This is a genomic window from Streptomyces physcomitrii (assembly GCF_012273655.1).
In the GTDB taxonomy this organism is placed as follows: Bacteria; Actinomycetota; Actinomycetes; order Streptomycetales; family Streptomycetaceae; genus Streptomyces; species Streptomyces physcomitrii.
Genome location: NZ_JAAWWP010000008.1, coordinates 77,695 through 93,966, shown reverse-complemented (window position 1 = coordinate 93,966; position 16,272 = coordinate 77,695). Strand labels below are relative to the sequence as shown.

Genomic DNA, 16,272 nt, shown 5'->3' with positions numbered 1-16,272 from the left:
CCTGCCGGGGAGTGGACCCCGCCCATGACCAACATCCCGGAGACCGGCCGCACCCCGCGGGTGCAGATCCGCCTGGTCGTCATCCAGATCCTCGTCGTCTCCCTGCTGCTCACGCTCGGCGGACGCCTGTGGTACCTCCAGGTCCGCAACGGCGACGAGTACGCCGAGGAGGCCTCCGGCAACCACGTCCAGCAGGTCGTCCAGCCCGCCGTGCGCGGCGAGATCCTGGACGCCCGCGGGGTGCCGCTCGCCGACAACGAGACCCGCCTGGTCGTCTCGGCCTCCCGCACCAAGCTGATGAAGATGCCCGACGACGGCGAGGCCGTGCTGACCAAGCTCGCCGGCATCCTCGGCATGAAGCCGAAGGACGTCCGGGAGAAGGTCCGCCTCTGCGACGCCAAGACCCCCAAGCCCTGCTGGAACGGCTCCCCGTACCAGCCGATCCCGATCACCGACGAGGCCACCAGCAAGCAGGCCCTGCAGATCCGCGAGCGCGCCGAGGACTTCCCCGGCATCACCGCCGAGCCGACCGCGGTCCGCCGCTACCCGGCGCCCGGCAAGTCCAACACCGCCCAGGTGCTCGGCTACCTCTCCCCGGTCACCGACGAGGAGATCAAGAAGGCCGAGGACACCGACTCGCCGTTCCTCCGCTCCGACCAGGTCGGCCGCAGCGGTCTGGAGCGCCAGTACGACAAGGAGCTGCGCGGCAAGGCGGGCGTCACCCGCTACGAGGTGGACAACCTCGGCCGCGTCATCGGCCAGGCGAAGAACGACAAGGCGGAGCCCGGCGCCAATCTGGTCACCAGCATCGACGCCCGGGTGCAGCGGGTCGCCGAGTACGAGCTGAACGAGGCCATGAAGGAGGCCCGTACCCAGCACGACCGGAACACCGGCACCAACTACAAGGCCGACTCCGGCGCCGTCGTCGTCATGGAGAACAAGACCGGCCGCATCGTCTCGATGGCCTCCAACCCGAGCTACGACCCGAACGCCTGGGTGGGCGGCATCTCCGGCAAGGACTACGCGAAGCTCACCGGCAAGAAGTCGAACTATCCGCTGCTCAACCGGGCCATCCAGGGCCAGGCGGCCCCCGGCTCCATCTTCAAGGTCATCTCGACCACCGCCGCGGTGCAGGCCGGGTACTCCTTCAACGGCCGCTACCCCTGCACCAGTTCGTACTCGATCGGCGGCCAGGTCTTCAAGAACTTCGAGTCGGAGAACCACGGCCCGATCAGCCTCGGCCGCGCCCTGGAGGTCTCCTGCGACACCGTCTTCTACGGGCTCGCGCACAACGAGTGGAAGAAGGACGGCGGCACCAAGCCGAAGAAGAACACCAAGGACTGGTTCTTCAAGACGGCCCATGAGTTCGGCCTCGGCAAGGAGACCGGCGTCGACCTGCCCAACGAGGTCACCGGCCGGGTCCCCGACCGCCAGTGGAAGAAGGACTACTACGAGGCCAACAAGGCCTCCTGGTGCCGCTCCGGCAAGAAGAACGGCAGCTACGCCCAGAAGATCGCGTACGAGAACTGCCTCGAGGGCATGAAGATGCGCGCCGGTGACTCCGTCAACTACTCGATCGGGCAGGGCGACACCCTGGTCACCCCGATCCAGATGGCGACCATCTACTCCGCGATCGCCAACGGCGGCACCCTGTACAACCCGAGCGTCGGCAAGGCGGTGGTCAGCCCGGACGGCAAGCAGGTCAAGGAGATCGCGCCCGTCCCGCACGGGAAGCTGCCGTTCAGCAAGAAGACCCGCGACGAGATAGACGACGCCCTCGCGGGAGTCGCGACCCGCGGTACCGCCGCCTGGCGATTCGGCGGCTGGCCGCAGGACAAGATCCCGATGCACGCCAAGACGGGTACGGCCGAGGTCTACGGCAAGCAGACGACCTCGTGGTTCGCGACCTACACCAAGGACTACTCGGTGGTCATGACGATCGCCCAGGGCGGTACCGGCTCCGGCGCCTCCGGCCCCGCCGTGCGCAAGATCTACGACGCCCTCTACGGCCAGGGAGGCAGCAAGGCGCTGCTGCCCAAGCCGCAGAAGGAGCTGCCGAAGATCGAGCCCGACGGCACCATGGACGCCCCGAAGGTCGACGAGTACCCGGGCAAGAAGAAGCCGAAGGACCCGGCCGAGGAGCAGCAGCTCGCCCTCGGCGGGCCGCCGCTGACCGGAAGGCGGGACTGATGGCCGGTGCCGGAGGCTTCTCCGTCCCGGGCTACGGCCCGGAGCGCTCCACCATGTCGCGGCTGCTGGCCCGCGACTCCCCGGCGCGCAGGCTCGACTGGCCGATAATCTTCTCGGCCCTCGCGCTCTCCCTGATCGGTGCGTCCCTGGTCTACTCGGCCACCCGCAACCGCACCGAGCTGAACCAGGGCGACCCTTACTACTTCCTGGTCCGGCACCTGCTGAACACCGGGATCGGCCTCGCCCTGATGGTCGGCACCCTCTGGCTCGGCCACCGCGGTCTGCGCACCGTGGTGCCGATCCTCTACGGCGTCTCGCTCTTCCTGGTGCTGCTCGTGCTCACCCCGATGGGCGCCACCATCAACGGCGCCCACGCCTGGCTGGTCTTCCCGGCCGGGTTCTCGCTGCAGCCCTCCGAGTTCTGCAAGATCACCATCATCCTCGGCATGGCGATGCTGCTCGCGGCCCGGGTGGACGCGGGCGACCGCGAGCACCCCGACCACCGCACCGTGCTCCAGGCGCTCGGCCTCGCCGCGGTGCCGATCCTGGTCGTGCTGCTCATGCCCGACCTCGGCTCGGTCATGGTGATGGTGCTGATCGTGCTCGGCGTGCTGCTCGCCTCCGGCGCCTCCAACCGCTGGGTCTTCGGGCTGATCGGCACCGGCGCGCTCGGGGCGCTCGCCGTCTGGCAGCTCGGCGTGCTCGACGAGTACCAGATCAACCGCTTCGCCGCCTTCGCCAACCCCGAGCTGGACCCGGCGGGCGTCGGCTACAACACCAACCAGGCCCGGATCGCGATCGGCTCCGGCGGCCTCACCGGCACCGGCCTCTTCCACGGCTCGCAGACCACCGGGCAGTTCGTGCCCGAGCAGCAGACCGACTTCGTCTTCACGGTCGCGGGCGAGGAACTGGGCTTCGTCGGCGCCGGGGCGATCATCCTGCTCCTCGCCGTCCTGCTCTGGCGGGCCTGCCGGATCGCCCGCGAGACCACCGAGCTGTACGGCACGGTGGTGGCCGCCGGGATCATCGCCTGGTTCGCCTTCCAGGCCTTCGAGAACATCGGTATGACCCTCGGCATCATGCCGGTCGCCGGTCTGCCGCTGCCCTTCGTCTCCTACGGCGGCACCTCGATGTTCGCGGTGTGGATCGCCATAGGGCTGCTCCAGTCGATCAGGGTCCAGCGTCCGATGTCGGCCTGACACCCCTCGCACGCGAAGGACAGACCGCAGGCCCCCTCCCGCAGGGGGCCTGCCGCTTTGCCCCTTTCGCCGCTAGGTTCGGGGTATGGCGCACTCCAAGCGGGAGATCGAGCGGAAGTACCAGGGCCCGCCGGGCTCCGGGAGCCTCAGCCTGCCCGAACTCGGTGGTACGGGGCCGGTCCATGCCGTACGGGACCAGGGTGTCCGGGAGCTGGACGCCCTCTACTTCGACACCGCCGACGCGCGGCTGGCCGCGGGCGGACTGACCCTGCGCAGACGCACCGGCGGCGAGGACGAGGGCTGGCACCTCAAACTCCCCCTCGCCGCCGACGTCCGCGAGGAGATCCAGGCACCGCTCGCCCCCGAGGTCCCCGCCGAACTCGCCGCCCTGGTACGCGGGTTCACCCGCGGCGCCGCCCTGGTCCCGCTGGTCAGGCTGGTCTCGGTGCGCGAGCTGCACCACCTGGTGGACGCCCGGGGCACCCTGCTCGCCGAGGCCTCGGTGGACCGGGTGCTCGCCGAACGCCTCGGCGGGGCGAGCGCGGAGTGGACCGAGGCCGAGGTCGAACTCGCCGAGGGGGCGCCGCCCGCCCTGCTCGACAAGCTCGACAAGCGGCTGCGCAAGGCGGGCCTGCGCCGCGCCGCCTCCCCCTCCAAGCTCGCCACCGCCCTGGCGCGGACCGCTCCCGAGCGGACCGCCCCCGAGCCGCCCGGGACCCCGGCCGCGGAGCCGCCCGGCCGGGCGGGCGCCCGCCTCCTCGGCTATCTGCGCGCCCAGCGCGAGACCCTCGTCCACCTCGACCCCGCCGTACGCCGCGAACTGCCCGACTCCGTGCACCGGATGCGGGTGGCCACCCGGCGGCTGCGCAGCGCCCTGCGCAGTTACGCGGACCTCCTGGACCGGGAGGTGACCGAGCCGCTCGGCGCGGAGCTGAAGTGGCTCGCGGGCGAACTCGGCGCCGACCGCGACCTGGAGGTGCTCACCGAACGCCTCGGCGCGCACCTGGCGGAGCTGGCGCCGGAGCTGGTCGAGGGGCCGGTGCCGCAGCGGCTGCGCCAGTGGGCGGGCGAGAACCGCGGCGGCTCCCGCGGGCAGGTGGCGGCCGCCCTCGACAGCGAGCGCTACCTCGCGCTCCTCGACCGGCTCGACGCCCTCCTCGCCGACCCGCCGTTCCGCAAGGCCGCCGGCGGTCCGCCGCGCAAGGTCTACCGCAAGGCCCTCGGCCGTGAACTGGCCCGGCTGCGGCGCCGGTTGGAGCAGGCCGCCGCCACCGCCCCGGGCCCGGAGCGCGACCTCGCCCTGCACGAGGCCCGCAAGAAGGCCAAGCGCACCCGCTACGCCGCCGAGGCCGCCACCGAACTGCTCGGCCCCCCGGCGAAGAGGCTGGCCAAGGACGTCAAGAAGCTCCAGAAGCTGCTCGGCGAGCACCAGGACGGGGTGGTCGCCCGGGACCGCCTGCGCGAACTCGCCGCCGCGGCCGAGACGGCGGGCGAGAACGCCTTCACCTACGGCCTGCTCTACGGGCGCGAGGAGCGGGCCGCCGCCCGCTGTGAGAGCGAGGTGCCCGCGGCCTGGCAGCGCGTCGAGCACAGCGGGAGACGGCTCCGGCACAAGAAGTGAGGTCCCGGCCCGGTCCCCGGTGCGCCGGGCGGGGGCCGGGCCGCTCGGCGTGCGGGCGGCCCGTTCCGTCACGTTAGTCTTGAGGGTCACCCGTAGTCTTGAGGGTCACCCGTCCCGTGCCCTCGGCGGCGGAATGCCCGTAAGCCAGCTCACGAAGGTTCCCGGAATGTCTGCCGAAGCAGTGGAAGCGGTCTCAGTGGCGTCTGCGCCCCCCACCGGCTCGCCCGCAGCGGCCGAGTCGGTCTTCCCCCAGCTCGAAGCCCTGCTCCCGCATGTGCAGAAGCCGATCCAGTACGTCGGCGGCGAACTCAACTCCACCGTCAAGCCCTGGGAGTCCTGCGACGTCCGCTGGGCGCTGATGTACCCGGACGCCTACGAGGTCGGCCTGCCCAACCAGGGCGTCATGATCCTCTACGAGGTGCTCAACGAGCGCGAGGGCGTCCTCGCCGAGCGCACCTACAGCGTCTGGCCGGACCTCGAAGAGCTGATGCGCGCGCACGCGGTGCCGCAGTTCACCGTCGACTCGCACCGCCCGGTGCGCGCCTTCGACGTCTTCGGCCTCTCCTTCTCCACCGAGCTGGGCTACACCAACATGCTCGCCGCCCTCGATCTCGCGGGCATCCCGCTGGCGGCGAAGGACCGCGGCCTCGACGACCCGATCGTCCTGGCCGGCGGCCACGCGGCCTTCAACCCGGAGCCCGTCGCCGAGTTCATCGACTGCGCCGTCATCGGCGACGGCGAGCAGGCCGTCCTGGAGATCACCGAGATCATCCGCGCCTGGAAGGCCGAGGACCGCCCCGGCGGCCGCGAGGAGCTCCTGCTGCGCCTGGCGAAGACCGGCGGGGTGTACGTGCCCGGCTTCTACGACGTGGAGTACCTGCCGGACGGCCGCATCTCCCGTGTCGTACCGAACCGTTCGGGCGTGCCGTGGCGGGTGTCCAAGCACACCGTGATGGACCTCGACGAGTGGCCCTACCCGAAGCAGCCGCTGGTCCCGCTCGCGGAGACCGTGCACGAGCGGATGTCGGTGGAGATCTTCCGCGGCTGCACCCGCGGCTGCCGCTTCTGCCAGGCCGGGATGATCACCCGCCCGGTGCGCGAGCGTTCGATCACCGGCATCGGCGAGATGGTCGACAAGGGCCTGAAGGCCACCGGCTTCGAGGAGGTCGGCCTGCTCTCGCTGTCCTCCGCCGACCACAGCGAGATCGGCGAGGTCGCCAAGGGACTCGCGGACCGGTACACCGAGGACAAGATCGGCCTGTCCCTGCCCTCCACCCGGGTCGACGCCTTCAACATCGACCTCGCCAACGAGCTGACCCGCAACGGCCGCCGCTCCGGACTCACCTTCGCCCCCGAGGGCGGCTCCGAGCGCATCCGCAAGGTCATCAACAAGATGGTCTCCGAGGAGGACCTGATCCGCACCGTCGCCACCGCCTACGGCAACGGCTGGCGCCAGGTGAAGCTCTACTTCATGTGCGGACTGCCCACCGAGACCGACGAGGACGTCCTGCAGATCGCCGACATGGCGATGAACGTGATCGCCAAGGGCCGCGAGGTCTCCGGCTCCAACGACATCCGCTGCACCGTCTCCATCGGCGGCTTCGTGCCCAAGCCGCACACCCCCTTCCAGTGGGCGCCGCAGCTCTCCGCCGAGGAGACCGACGCCCGCCTGGAGAAGCTGCGCGACCGCATCCGCGGCGACAAGAAGTACGGCCGCTCCATCGGCTTCCGCTACCACGACGGCAAGCCCGGCATCGTCGAGGGCCTGCTCTCCCGCGGCGACCGCCGCATCGGCGCCGTCATCCGCGCCGTCTACGAGGACGGCGGCCGCTTCGACGGCTGGCGCGAGCACTTCTCGTACGCCCGCTGGATGCGCTGCGCCGAGGAGGTGCTGCCCGGCTACGGCGTGGACCTCGCCTGGTACACCACCCGCGAGCGCGGCTATGAGGAGGTCCTGCCCTGGGACCACCTGGACTCGGGCCTGGACAAGGACTGGCTCTGGGAGGACTGGCAGGACGCCCTCGACGAGACCGAGGTCGAGGACTGCCGCTGGACCCCCTGCTTCGACTGCGGGGTGTGCCCGCAGATGGACACCTCCATCCAGATCGGCCCCACCGGCAAGAAGCTGCTGCCGCTGACCGTCGTCAAGTAGCCCGATGACACAGGCAGTTCGGGTCCGGCCGGGAGCTTTCGGCCGGACCCGCCTGCTGTCCGCGGGGCGGCAGGGGCGAGAATCGGCAGCATGCCCGAACTGAGCCAGCCGGACCCGCGCTTCCACCGGTCCTTTCTCGCCACCACCGCCGAGGTCGCCGCGGCTCCCGGTGGGCCGGGGCCGCTGACCCGAGGGATCATCGCCCGCCACGGCAAGCGGTGGGAGAGCGCCGAGGGCTTCGCCGCCTTCGTCGAGGAACTGCGCGGCTGGGCCGAGGGCGTCCGCCTGCCGCCCGAACTCCCGGTCCCCGCCACGGTCCTGTGGTGGACCGAGGGCGAGGAGCACCTCGGCACCCTGTTCATCCGGCACCGGCTCACCCCGGCGCTGCTCGACCACGGCGGCCACCTCGTCGCCTCGGTGCGCCCGAGCGTCCGCAGCCACGGGCAGGGCAAGGCCATGCTCCGCGCCGCCCTCCCGCACGCCCACCGGCTCGGCGTCGACCCCGCGCTGCTGACCTGCGCGGAGTCCAACACCGCCTCCCGCAAGGTGATAGAGGCCTGCGGCGGCCGCTTCGAGGACAACAGAAACGGAAGTCTCCGCTACTGGATCCATACGGCCGCCTGAGGCGTCTTCGCCCCCATGGACACACACCGGCCCCCGCACGGCCCACCACCCGACGAGCCCACGACCGGCGAGGCCGGGGGGCCGGGGCCCGGCAGCCGGGCCGGGGCGCGGGCTTCCGGTGACGGGGGCGAGGTGCCGGTCCCCGGTGACGGGGGAGGCGCGTCGGCTCTCGGTTCCGGGGGAGGCGCGCCGGTTCCCGGTTCCGGGGGAGGCGTGCTGGCTGCCGGTCACGGGGGAGGGACCGCTGCCGGTCATGGCGAAGGGGCGGTCCCCGGTGGAGGCGGAGTGCCGGTGGCTCCCGGTCGAGGCGGAGTGCCGGTGGCCCCCGGCCCCAAAGCCGCCTCGGCGGTGTCCCGCCGCGGTCCCGAGTCGCCGGTCCGGCATGCCGAACCGGTCCCGCACGCCGAGGAGGGCTGCCTCGCGGTGGCGATCCGGCTGCCGGTACGGATCGTCGTCCTGGTGCTCGTGGTCCCCGTACGGATGGCCTGGGATCTGCTCACCGCGGGCGGGCGGCTGCTCAGGGACCGGCTGCTGCGCCCGCTCGGGCGGGGACTGTCCTGGCTCGGGCACACCCTGATCGTCCGGCCGCTCGCCGCCCTGGGCCGCGGACTCGCCTGGCTCGGCCGGGTGCTCGTCCTCCTTCCGCTCCAGGCCCTCGGCCGCGCCCTGGCCTGGAGCGGCCGCACCCTCGTAGTGGCCCCGCTGTCCTGGCTGCTCCGGACCCTGATCGTGGCCCCGCTGTGCTGGCTCTCCGCCCGGGTGCTCATCCCGCTCGGGCGCGGACTCGCCCGCTGCGGCCGGGGGTTGCTCACCGCGCTCGCCGCGGCGGCCGCCGGAATCGGCACCGGAATCGGCCGGCTCGCCCGCGCGCTCTTCGTCCTGCCCTGGGTGGCGCTGTGGCGGTACGCGCTGGTGCCGTTCGGGCACGCCCTCGCCCGGCTCGGCCATCTGCTGTGCGTCGTCCCGCTGCGGTGGCTGTACCGGAGCCTCCTGACCCCCTTCGGCCACGCCCTCATCCACACCCTCCGCTCGCTCGGCCGCGCCGGGGCCTGGCTCCTGCGCACCCTGCTGGTCCTGCCGCTTGCCTGGCTGTACGCCCAGGTGCTCACCCCACTGGGCCGGGGCCTGCGGTGGTGCGGCCGGGCGCTGGTCACCGGCGCGGGGTGGCTGCTCAAGGCGGTCCTCGTCCGGCCGTGGTCGGGGCTGTGGCGGTACGTGGTCCTGCCGGTCGCCGGGGCGCTGGGCGCGGCGGCCGGATGGCTGTGGGACACGGTGCTCACCCCGCTGGGCCGGGGTCTCGGATCCGCCGCCGGGGCCGTGGTGCGCGGGCTCGGCCTCCTGCTGCGCTGGATCCTCGTCGTCCCCTTCCTCGCGCTGTGGCGCTGGGTGCTCGCCCCGGTCGCCCGGTTCTGTGTCGTGGTCCTCCTGGAGATCGGTGACGCCCTCGGCCACGCCTGGCGGGTGGCGGGCCGGATCTCCCGTGCGGTCGGGCGCCTCCTCGGCAGGCTGCTGCGGCTGCTCTTCGTGGAACCCGTCCGCTGGGCCTACCGCGCGGTGCTCACCCCGGCCGGGCACTTCGTACGGGACGCGGTCTGGCGCCCGGCGGTCCGGACGGTCCGCCAGGCGCGGGCCGGGGTGCGGGAGGCCCTGACCGCCGCCCGGCAGAGCGCCCGGCAGGCCCGGGCGGAGGTGCGCAGGCTGCTCTTCGGCGCGCCCCGCACCCCGGCGGTGGAACCGGCCGCGGGGGCGCCCGCCGAGCCCGGCCTAGCGATGCCGCTGCCCGGGGCGGACTCCGCCGTGCGGGATCCGGCACCCGAGCCGGTCCGGTTCGACAAGGCCTGAGAGCCGGTCCGGTGCGCCGAGCGCTGCGAGCCGGTCCGGTACGACACGGCCTGAGACCCTTGGCGCGGGCCCGGGGAGCAGGCCGCGAGGACGTCGTCCACAGCCCCGGCGACCGCGGCGGCCGGGGCGCGTACCCTGGGAAGGTGTCCGGAGCAACCGCCGCCGCGCTCGTGCGGGGACGATCCGGACCGGCCGCGCCCTCGGGGCGTCGTCCGCAGCGGAGTCCCGCCCCGGCGGGTCAGGCGCCCCGGCGCCTTCGGATCAAGGAGAAGAACCACTGGGCAAGCGACAGCCCGTAGGCCCGCCGCCCGCCCCGGCGGTGCAGCGCATCCGACTGCGCTACACCAAGCGCGGCCGCCTCCGGTTCACCAGCCACCGCGACTTCCAGCGCGCCTTCGAGCGGGCGCTGCGCCGCGCCGCGGTGCCCATGGCCTACTCGGCGGGCTTCACGCCCCACCCGAAGGTCTCGTACGCCAATGCCGCACCCACCGGCACCGGCAGCGAGGCCGAGTACCTGGAGATCGCGCTCACCGAGGCGCGGGACCCCGAGGCCCTGCGGGCGCTGCTCGACGAGTCGCTGCCCCGCGGCCTCGACCTCACCGACGCCGTCGAGGCGCACACCTCGTCCTTCGCCGACCGGCTCACCGCCTCCGTCTGGGAACTGCGCCTGGACCGGGTCGAGCCCGCGGTGGCGAAGGAGGCGGTGGACGCCTTCCTGGCGGCCGGGAGCGTCGAGGTGCAGCGGCGTACCAAGAGCGGCATGCGGGCCTTCGACGCCCGCGCCGCCGTGGTCCGGCTGGAACTGCTCGACGCCTCGGAGGCCTCCCGCCCGTCTTCCCCTGAGGGAAACCTCATGGCTGATGGGCCCACCGAGCAGCCCTGTGCGATACTGCGCCTGGTTGTTCGGCACGTGACACCTGCCGTACGGCCTGACGACGTCCTGTCCGGTCTTCGAGCTGTGGCCGACCTGGCGCCGCCGGTCCCCGCAGCGGTGACCAGGCTGGCGCAGGGGCTGTTCGATGAGGAGAACGGCACGGTGACCGATCCGCTCGCGCCTGACCGCGAGGCAGTCACGGCCCCACCCAAGGCCGATGGCGCTGCCGCCGCGGCGGTGCAGCCCGGTCCCGCGTAAGGCAGTCGTCGCAGCGCCGCCCTGGTACTCGGGAGCCATCTGGGTCGGGCAGCGCACCCACCAGAAGACTTTCGCCAGGCCGTACGCACAAGGCGTACCGGAACCGGCGAGAACAAGACACTGATGAGCTCCCGTGCGGCGCCCGCGCCCCGGACGGCGGCGGCGCGCACCACGAGCGCGCGCCCCGGACGTCACCGGACCAGGCGCGGCGCCCGGGAGCCTGACGGGAGAAACGCCCGCATGCTTGAGCCGACCGAACCCACGGAGTCCTCCGTGGGACAGGACAAGGATTCCCCCAGCGACACCCTGCCGCCCCGCCGCAGGCGCCGCGCCGCCTCCCGGCCCGCGGGACCGCCCGCGGCCGAGCCGAAGGCGGCCGCCGCCGCCGGCGCCGAGGCGAGCGCCCCGGCCGAGGACGTGACGGAGACCGAGGAGGAGACTCCGGCGGTGGCCGAGACGGCCGCGACCGGGGAAGCCGCCACGGGGGCAGCCACCACCCAGGAGGCCACCGCCTCCGCCGCCCAGACCCCCGCCGAGGCACCGGCCGCCGAGGCCGCGGCCCCGGCCCGTACCCGCCGCCGCGCCACCCGCCGGGCCTCCGCTCCGGCCGGTGCCCCGCAGGCCGCGCCCGCGGAGACCGCCCCGGCCTCCGCCGAGAGCGCGCCCGCCGCCGAGACCCCGGCCGCCGAAGCGCCCGCCGCCGAGCCTGCCGAGACTCCCGTGGCCGCCGAGCCCGCCGAGCCCGCCGAGGAGGACGCCGCCCCGCGCCGTGCCCGCCGCCGCGCCACCCGCCGGGTGAGCGCGCCCGCCGCCGAGGCCGCCGAGGCGCAGGCCGCGGCCCCGGCCGCCGACGACGCCGAGGGGCTCGCGGCCACCGACGACCTTCCCGGCGCCGAGACCACGCAGGTGCCCAGCGGCCCGGCCGCACAGTCCGCCCCCGCCGCGCAGTCCGGCCAGGACACCCAGTCCGGTCGGGGCGCCAAGTCCGGCCGCGACGGCAAGTCCGCCCGCGACGACATGGAAGCCCCGGCGGAGGCCGCCGAGGCCGAGGAGGACGCGGGGCCGCGCCGTGGCCGCCGCCGTGCCACCCGTAAGGCCGCCGGAGGCTTCTCCGAGCCGGCCCGCAAGAAGGCCGCGCGGGCGGCCGAGGAGAGCGAGGGCGAGGACGCCGCGGCGCCGCCCGCGCGCCCGGCGGTCGCCGTCTTCCGCGCGCCGGTCTTCGCCGAGCCGATGTTCCAGACCCCCGAGAGCGCCGCTGCCGCTGCCGCCGCCGCGGCCGTCGAGGAGCAGCCCGCCGAGGAGGCCCCGGCCGAGGACGGGCGCGCCGAGGCGGGCCGTGCCGAGGCCGAGGCCGAGGACAGCGGCTCCGGCCGCCGTCGCCGCCGCCGGCGCGCGGTCTCCGAGAGCCAGGCGCCCGCCGAGCAGGACTCCGCCGAGTCCGCCGGATCCGCCGAGAGCGCCGAGTCCGCGGACGGCGACGAGGACTCCGGCGACACCGAGGACGGGGACGGCTCTGAGGAGTCCGGCTCCCGCCGTCGCCGCCGCCGCGGTGGCCGCCGCCGCCGTCGCGGTGAGAGCGCCGACCAGGCCGACGGCGAGGACGGTTCCGGCGACGGCCAGGACCGCGAGGACAGCGGCTCCGAGGACTCCGCGGGCGAGGACTCCGCCGAGGACGACTCCGAGGACGGCTACGAGTCCGGCTCCTCCAGCAGCCGCCGTCGCCGCCGTCGCCGCCGCCGCGCGGGCGACGGCTCCGAGCCCGCCTCGCCCGGCGACGGCGACCCGGAGCGCACCGTGGTCAAGGTCCGCGAGCCCCGGGAGCGCCGCGCCAAGGACGAGCCCGGCACCGGCGCCGACGAGGTGCAGTCCATCAAGGGCTCCACCCGTCTGGAGGCCAAGAAGCAGCGCCGCCGCGAGGGCCGCGAGCAGGGCCGCCGCCGCGTCCCGATCATCACCGAGGCCGAGTTCCTCGCCCGCCGCGAGGCCGTCGAGCGCGTCATGGTCGTCCGCCAGAGCGGCGAGCGCACCCAGATCGGCATCCTCGAGGACGACGTGCTCGTCGAGCACTACGTCAACAAGGAGCAGTCGACCTCGTACGTCGGCAATGTCTACCTCGGCAAGGTGCAGAACGTCCTGCCCTCGATGGAGGCCGCCTTCATCGACATCGGCAAGGGACGCAACGCCGTCCTGTACGCGGGCGAGGTCAACTTCGAGGCGCTCGGCATGTCCGGCGGTCCGCGCCGGATCGAGTCGGCGCTCAAGTCCGGCCAGTCCGTGCTCGTCCAGGTCACCAAGGACCCGATCGGCCACAAGGGCGCCCGCCTGACCAGCCAGGTCTCGCTGCCCGGCCGCTACCTGGTGTACGTGCCCGAGGGCTCGATGACCGGCATCAGCCGCAAGCTCCCGGACACCGAGCGGGCCCGTCTCAAGGGCATCCTCAAGAAGATCGTCCCCGAGGACGCGGGCGTGATCGTGCGCACCGCCGCCGAGGGGGCCAGCGAGGACGAGCTGCGCCGTGACGTGGAGCGGCTCCAGTCGCAGTGGTCCGACATCCAGAAGAAGGCCAAGAGCAGCTCCTCGAACGCCCCGACGCTGCTCTACGGCGAGCCGGACATGACCGTCCGCGTGGTGCGCGACATCTTCAACGAGGACTTCTCGAAGGTCGTCGTCAGCGGCGAGGAGGCCTGGGAGACCATCCACGGCTATGTCGCGCACGTGGCCCCGGACCTCGCCGAGCGGCTGAGCAAGTGGACCTCGGAGACCGATGTCTTCGCGAGCCACCGGATCGACGAGCAGCTGATGAAGGCGCTCGACCGCAAGGTCTGGCTGCCCAGCGGCGGTTCGCTGGTCATCGACAAGACCGAAGCCATGATCGTGATCGACGTCAACACCGGGAAGTTCACCGGTCAGGGCGGAAATCTCGAGGAGACCGTCACCAGGAACAACCTGGAGGCGGCCGAGGAGATCGTGCGCCAGCTGCGGCTGCGCGACCTCGGCGGCATCGTGGTCATCGACTTCATCGACATGGTCCTCGAGTCCAACCGGGACCTGGTCCTGCGGCGGCTCCTCGAATGCCTCGGCCGGGACCGTACGAAGCACCAGGTCGCCGAGGTGACCTCGCTCGGCCTGGTCCAGATGACCCGCAAGCGTGTCGGCCAGGGCCTCCTGGAGTCCTTCTCCGAGACCTGTGTCCACTGCAACGGCCGCGGCGTGATCGTGCACATGGAGCAGCCGACCACCTCGGGCGGCGGCGGCAAGCGCGGCAAGAAGCGCGGCAAGGGCGGCGGCGAGCAGACGCACGACCACGCCCACCACGAGCACGCCCACCACGACCACGCCCACCACGAGCACACCGAGCAGGAGCCGAAGCAGCCCGCCGAGGAGCCCGCGGAGACCCCCGCCGAGGTGGCGGCCGAGGCCGCCGCGCCGGCCGCCCTCCCCGAGCCCGAGTTCCGGCCGGACGAGGAGCTGTACAGCTCCGTCGCCGAGGCGGAGGCCGCCGCGGGCCGCGGCCGTGGCCGCCGCCGTGCCTCCCGCCGTGCCTCGGCACCGGCCGGTGCGCCCAAGTCCGCGTCCAAGTCCAAGGGCCGGGCGGCCGAGGAGGAGTCCGCGGACGGTACCTCCGCGGCCGAGGTGCGGGAGCAGCCCGCCGAGGCCGCGGCCCCGGTGGCCGAGCCCGTGACGGAACCGGCGCCCGCCGCCGAGTCCGCCCCCGTGGCCGAGCCCGCCGCCGCCCAGCCCGAGGACGAGGCGTCCGCCGCGCCCAAGGGCCGTACCCGCCGCCGGGCCACCCGCAAGGTGACGGCACCGGCCGGTTCGCCCGGGGGCGCCGGGGAGGCGGAGGCCGCGGTGGTGACCGTGGCCGAGCCCGCCCCGAAGGCCGCCGAGCCGGAGCCCGAGGCCGAGCCCGCGCCCGCGGAGTCCGCCGCCCCGGCCCGTCCCCGCCGCCGCGCGGTGCGCACCGCCAGTGCGCCCGCCGGTTCCGAGGACAGCGCGGTCACGGTGGTCGCCGGTGCCCCCGCCGCGGAGTCCGCCGAGGCGGAGTCCGCACCGGAGGGCGAGGAGGCCGCTCCGGCGAAGAAGGCCGCCCGGAAGACGGCGAAGAAGGCGACGGCGAAGAAGGCCGCGACCCCCGCCAAGAAGGCGGCGGCCAAGAAGACCGCCGCCAAGAAGACGACGGCGAAGAAGGCGACGACCGCCAAGAAGGCCACCAAGAAGACGGTCGCCGCGGAGCAGAGCGCCCCGGCGGTCACCGCTTCGGCCGAGGACGGTGCCTGACAGCTGACGGAGCCGACAGCCGACAGCTGAGCGAGGAGCGGGCCCCGGCTGGGTGACGGCCGGGGCCCGCCCCGTTCCTCCGCCCCTTCCCGCTTGCCGGTCGCCCCTTTCCCGCTCCCCGGTCGCCGTTTTGCCCTTTCGCCGCCGGGCCCGTAATCTTGACCCTCGGCGTGTTTGTGCGCCGCACCTCTGAGCACCTCACCTCCCGCTGCGGCTCGGATCCTCGCGGGGTCCGGCAGCAAGGCGGGGGAGGCCGCTCGTCTCCTCGGATCGCTGGGCCCCGGCCCGCGTGAGCGGCTGGCATCAGGGGTTTCGTTCCTAGCGAGAGAGAGTTCGCGTGTACGCCATCGTGCGCAGCGGCGGTCGTCAGCACAAGGTTGCTGTCGGCGACGTCGTCGAGGTTGACAAGATTTCCACCGCCAAGGTCGGCGACACGGTCGAGCTCTCGACCCTGCTCCTCGTCGACGGCGAGACCGTGACCAGCGACCCGTGGGTGCTGGCCGGGGTGAAGGTCCAGGCCGAGATCGTGGACCACCACAAGGGCGCGAAGATCGACATCCTTCGCTACAAGAACAAGACCGGCTACCGCCGTCGTCAGGGCCACCGCCAGCAGTACACGGCGATCAAGGTCACTGAGATCCCCGCGGCTGCGAAGTAAGGGACTGAGAAGAGATGGCACACAAGAAGGGCGCATCGTCCACCCGGAACGGTCGCGACTCGAATGCCCAGCGGCTCGGCGTGAAGCGCTTCGGCGGTCAGGTCGTGAACGCCGGTGAGATCCTCGTCCGCCAGCGCGGCACCCACTTCCACCCCGGCAGCGGCGTCGGCCGCGGCGGCGACGACACCCTGTTCGCGCTGCAGCCCGGTGCGGTGGAGTTCGGCACCTTCCGCGGTCGCAAGGTCGTGAACATCGTTCCGGTCGCCTGACCGAGGCGCACCTGCGGTGGAGTCCCGGGCCTGCCCGGGACCCGCTCGGAGCACGTTCCCGAGAGGCGGACCTGGCTTCCCGTACGGATCTCCGTACGGGAAGAGGGTCCGCCTCTCGCGTGTTACGAGCAGGCGGGGGCGGTGTGCGCGCGCCCTGCCCCCGCGGGGGCAGGCCGGTTCCGTCCGTGCCGGCGGCGGGCGCGCGTGCCGCGTCGGCGGACGGGCGCGGACAGCCTTCCCGGCGTGCAAGCTTTCCCGGCGTACAGACGTTTTCTGCATCGACGTACAGATCCGTACAGACTTGACG

General features: G+C 73.5%; 10 protein-coding genes. All 10 read left to right on the top strand.

All coding sequences use genetic code 11. The features are described 5' to 3' along the window. The first annotated feature begins 24 nt into the window (after nucleotides 1-24). The 10 genes from mrdA (at nucleotide 25) to rpmA (ending at nucleotide 15,965) form a co-directional block, all read left to right on the top strand. Nucleotides 25-2,190 carry a penicillin-binding protein 2 gene (gene mrdA, locus HFV08_RS15045; RefSeq protein WP_168539701.1) on the top strand — a complete coding sequence of 722 codons (2,166 nt, stop codon included), beginning with the start codon at nucleotides 25-27 and terminating at the stop codon, nucleotides 2,188-2,190. After that, on the top strand, nucleotides 2,190-3,389 hold the full coding sequence (gene rodA, locus HFV08_RS15040) for a rod shape-determining protein RodA (RefSeq protein ID WP_168539700.1): 1,200 nt from the start codon (nucleotides 2,190-2,192) through the stop codon (nucleotides 3,387-3,389). The genes mrdA and rodA overlap by 1 nt, the downstream gene beginning before the upstream one ends. An 85-nt stretch (nucleotides 3,390-3,474) precedes the next feature. Further along, nucleotides 3,475-5,010, top strand: coding sequence for a CYTH and CHAD domain-containing protein (locus tag HFV08_RS15035; RefSeq protein WP_168539699.1), 1,536 nt, complete (start codon nucleotides 3,475-3,477; stop codon nucleotides 5,008-5,010). Between the two features lie 196 nt (nucleotides 5,011-5,206). Next, nucleotides 5,207-7,162, top strand: coding sequence for a TIGR03960 family B12-binding radical SAM protein (locus tag HFV08_RS15030; protein WP_376770635.1), 1,956 nt, complete (start codon nucleotides 5,207-5,209; stop codon nucleotides 7,160-7,162). A gap of 90 nt (nucleotides 7,163-7,252) precedes the next feature. After that, nucleotides 7,253-7,786 carry a GNAT family N-acetyltransferase gene (locus HFV08_RS15025; protein WP_168539696.1) on the top strand — a complete coding sequence of 178 codons (534 nt, stop codon included), beginning with the start codon at nucleotides 7,253-7,255 and terminating at the stop codon, nucleotides 7,784-7,786. A gap of 318 nt (nucleotides 7,787-8,104) precedes the next feature. Next, entirely contained in the window at nucleotides 8,105-9,628 is a 1,524-nt protein-coding gene (locus tag HFV08_RS15020; protein WP_210430339.1) for a hypothetical protein, read from the top strand. Nucleotides 9,629-9,947: 319 nt separating this feature from the next. Then, nucleotides 9,948-10,760: a TIGR03936 family radical SAM-associated protein gene (locus tag HFV08_RS15015; RefSeq protein WP_168539694.1), complete on the top strand. Its 813-nt coding sequence runs from the start codon at nucleotides 9,948-9,950 to the stop codon at nucleotides 10,758-10,760. Between the two features lie 240 nt (nucleotides 10,761-11,000). Next, nucleotides 11,001-15,038 carry an Rne/Rng family ribonuclease gene (locus tag HFV08_RS15010; RefSeq protein ID WP_168539692.1) on the top strand — a complete coding sequence of 1,346 codons (4,038 nt, stop codon included), beginning with the start codon at nucleotides 11,001-11,003 and terminating at the stop codon, nucleotides 15,036-15,038. Nucleotides 15,039-15,375: 337 nt separating this feature from the next. Continuing rightward, entirely contained in the window at nucleotides 15,376-15,696 is a 321-nt protein-coding gene (rplU, locus tag HFV08_RS15005; RefSeq protein WP_040253646.1) for a 50S ribosomal protein L21, read from the top strand. A 14-nt stretch (nucleotides 15,697-15,710) separates the two neighbouring features. Further along, entirely contained in the window at nucleotides 15,711-15,965 is a 255-nt protein-coding gene (gene rpmA / locus HFV08_RS15000) for a 50S ribosomal protein L27 (protein WP_040253648.1), read from the top strand. The last annotated feature ends 307 nt before the right edge of the window (nucleotides 15,966-16,272 follow it).

Excerpts from the sequence above, each read along its gene's own strand:
- HFV08_RS15025 (WP_168539696.1), top strand. The coding sequence starts at position 7,253 with ATGCCCGAACTGAGCCAGCCGGACCCGCGCTTCCACCGGTCCTTTCTC.
- HFV08_RS15010 (WP_168539692.1), top strand. The coding sequence starts at position 11,001 with ATGCTTGAGCCGACCGAACCCACGGAGTCCTCCGTGGGACAGGACAAG.
- rpmA (WP_040253648.1), top strand. The coding sequence starts at position 15,711 with ATGGCACACAAGAAGGGCGCATCGTCCACCCGGAACGGTCGCGACTCG.
- mrdA (WP_168539701.1), top strand. The coding sequence starts at position 25 with ATGACCAACATCCCGGAGACCGGCCGCACCCCGCGGGTGCAGATCCGC.
- HFV08_RS15035 (WP_168539699.1), top strand. The coding sequence starts at position 3,475 with ATGGCGCACTCCAAGCGGGAGATCGAGCGGAAGTACCAGGGCCCGCCG.
- rodA (WP_168539700.1), top strand. The coding sequence starts at position 2,190 with ATGGCCGGTGCCGGAGGCTTCTCCGTCCCGGGCTACGGCCCGGAGCGC.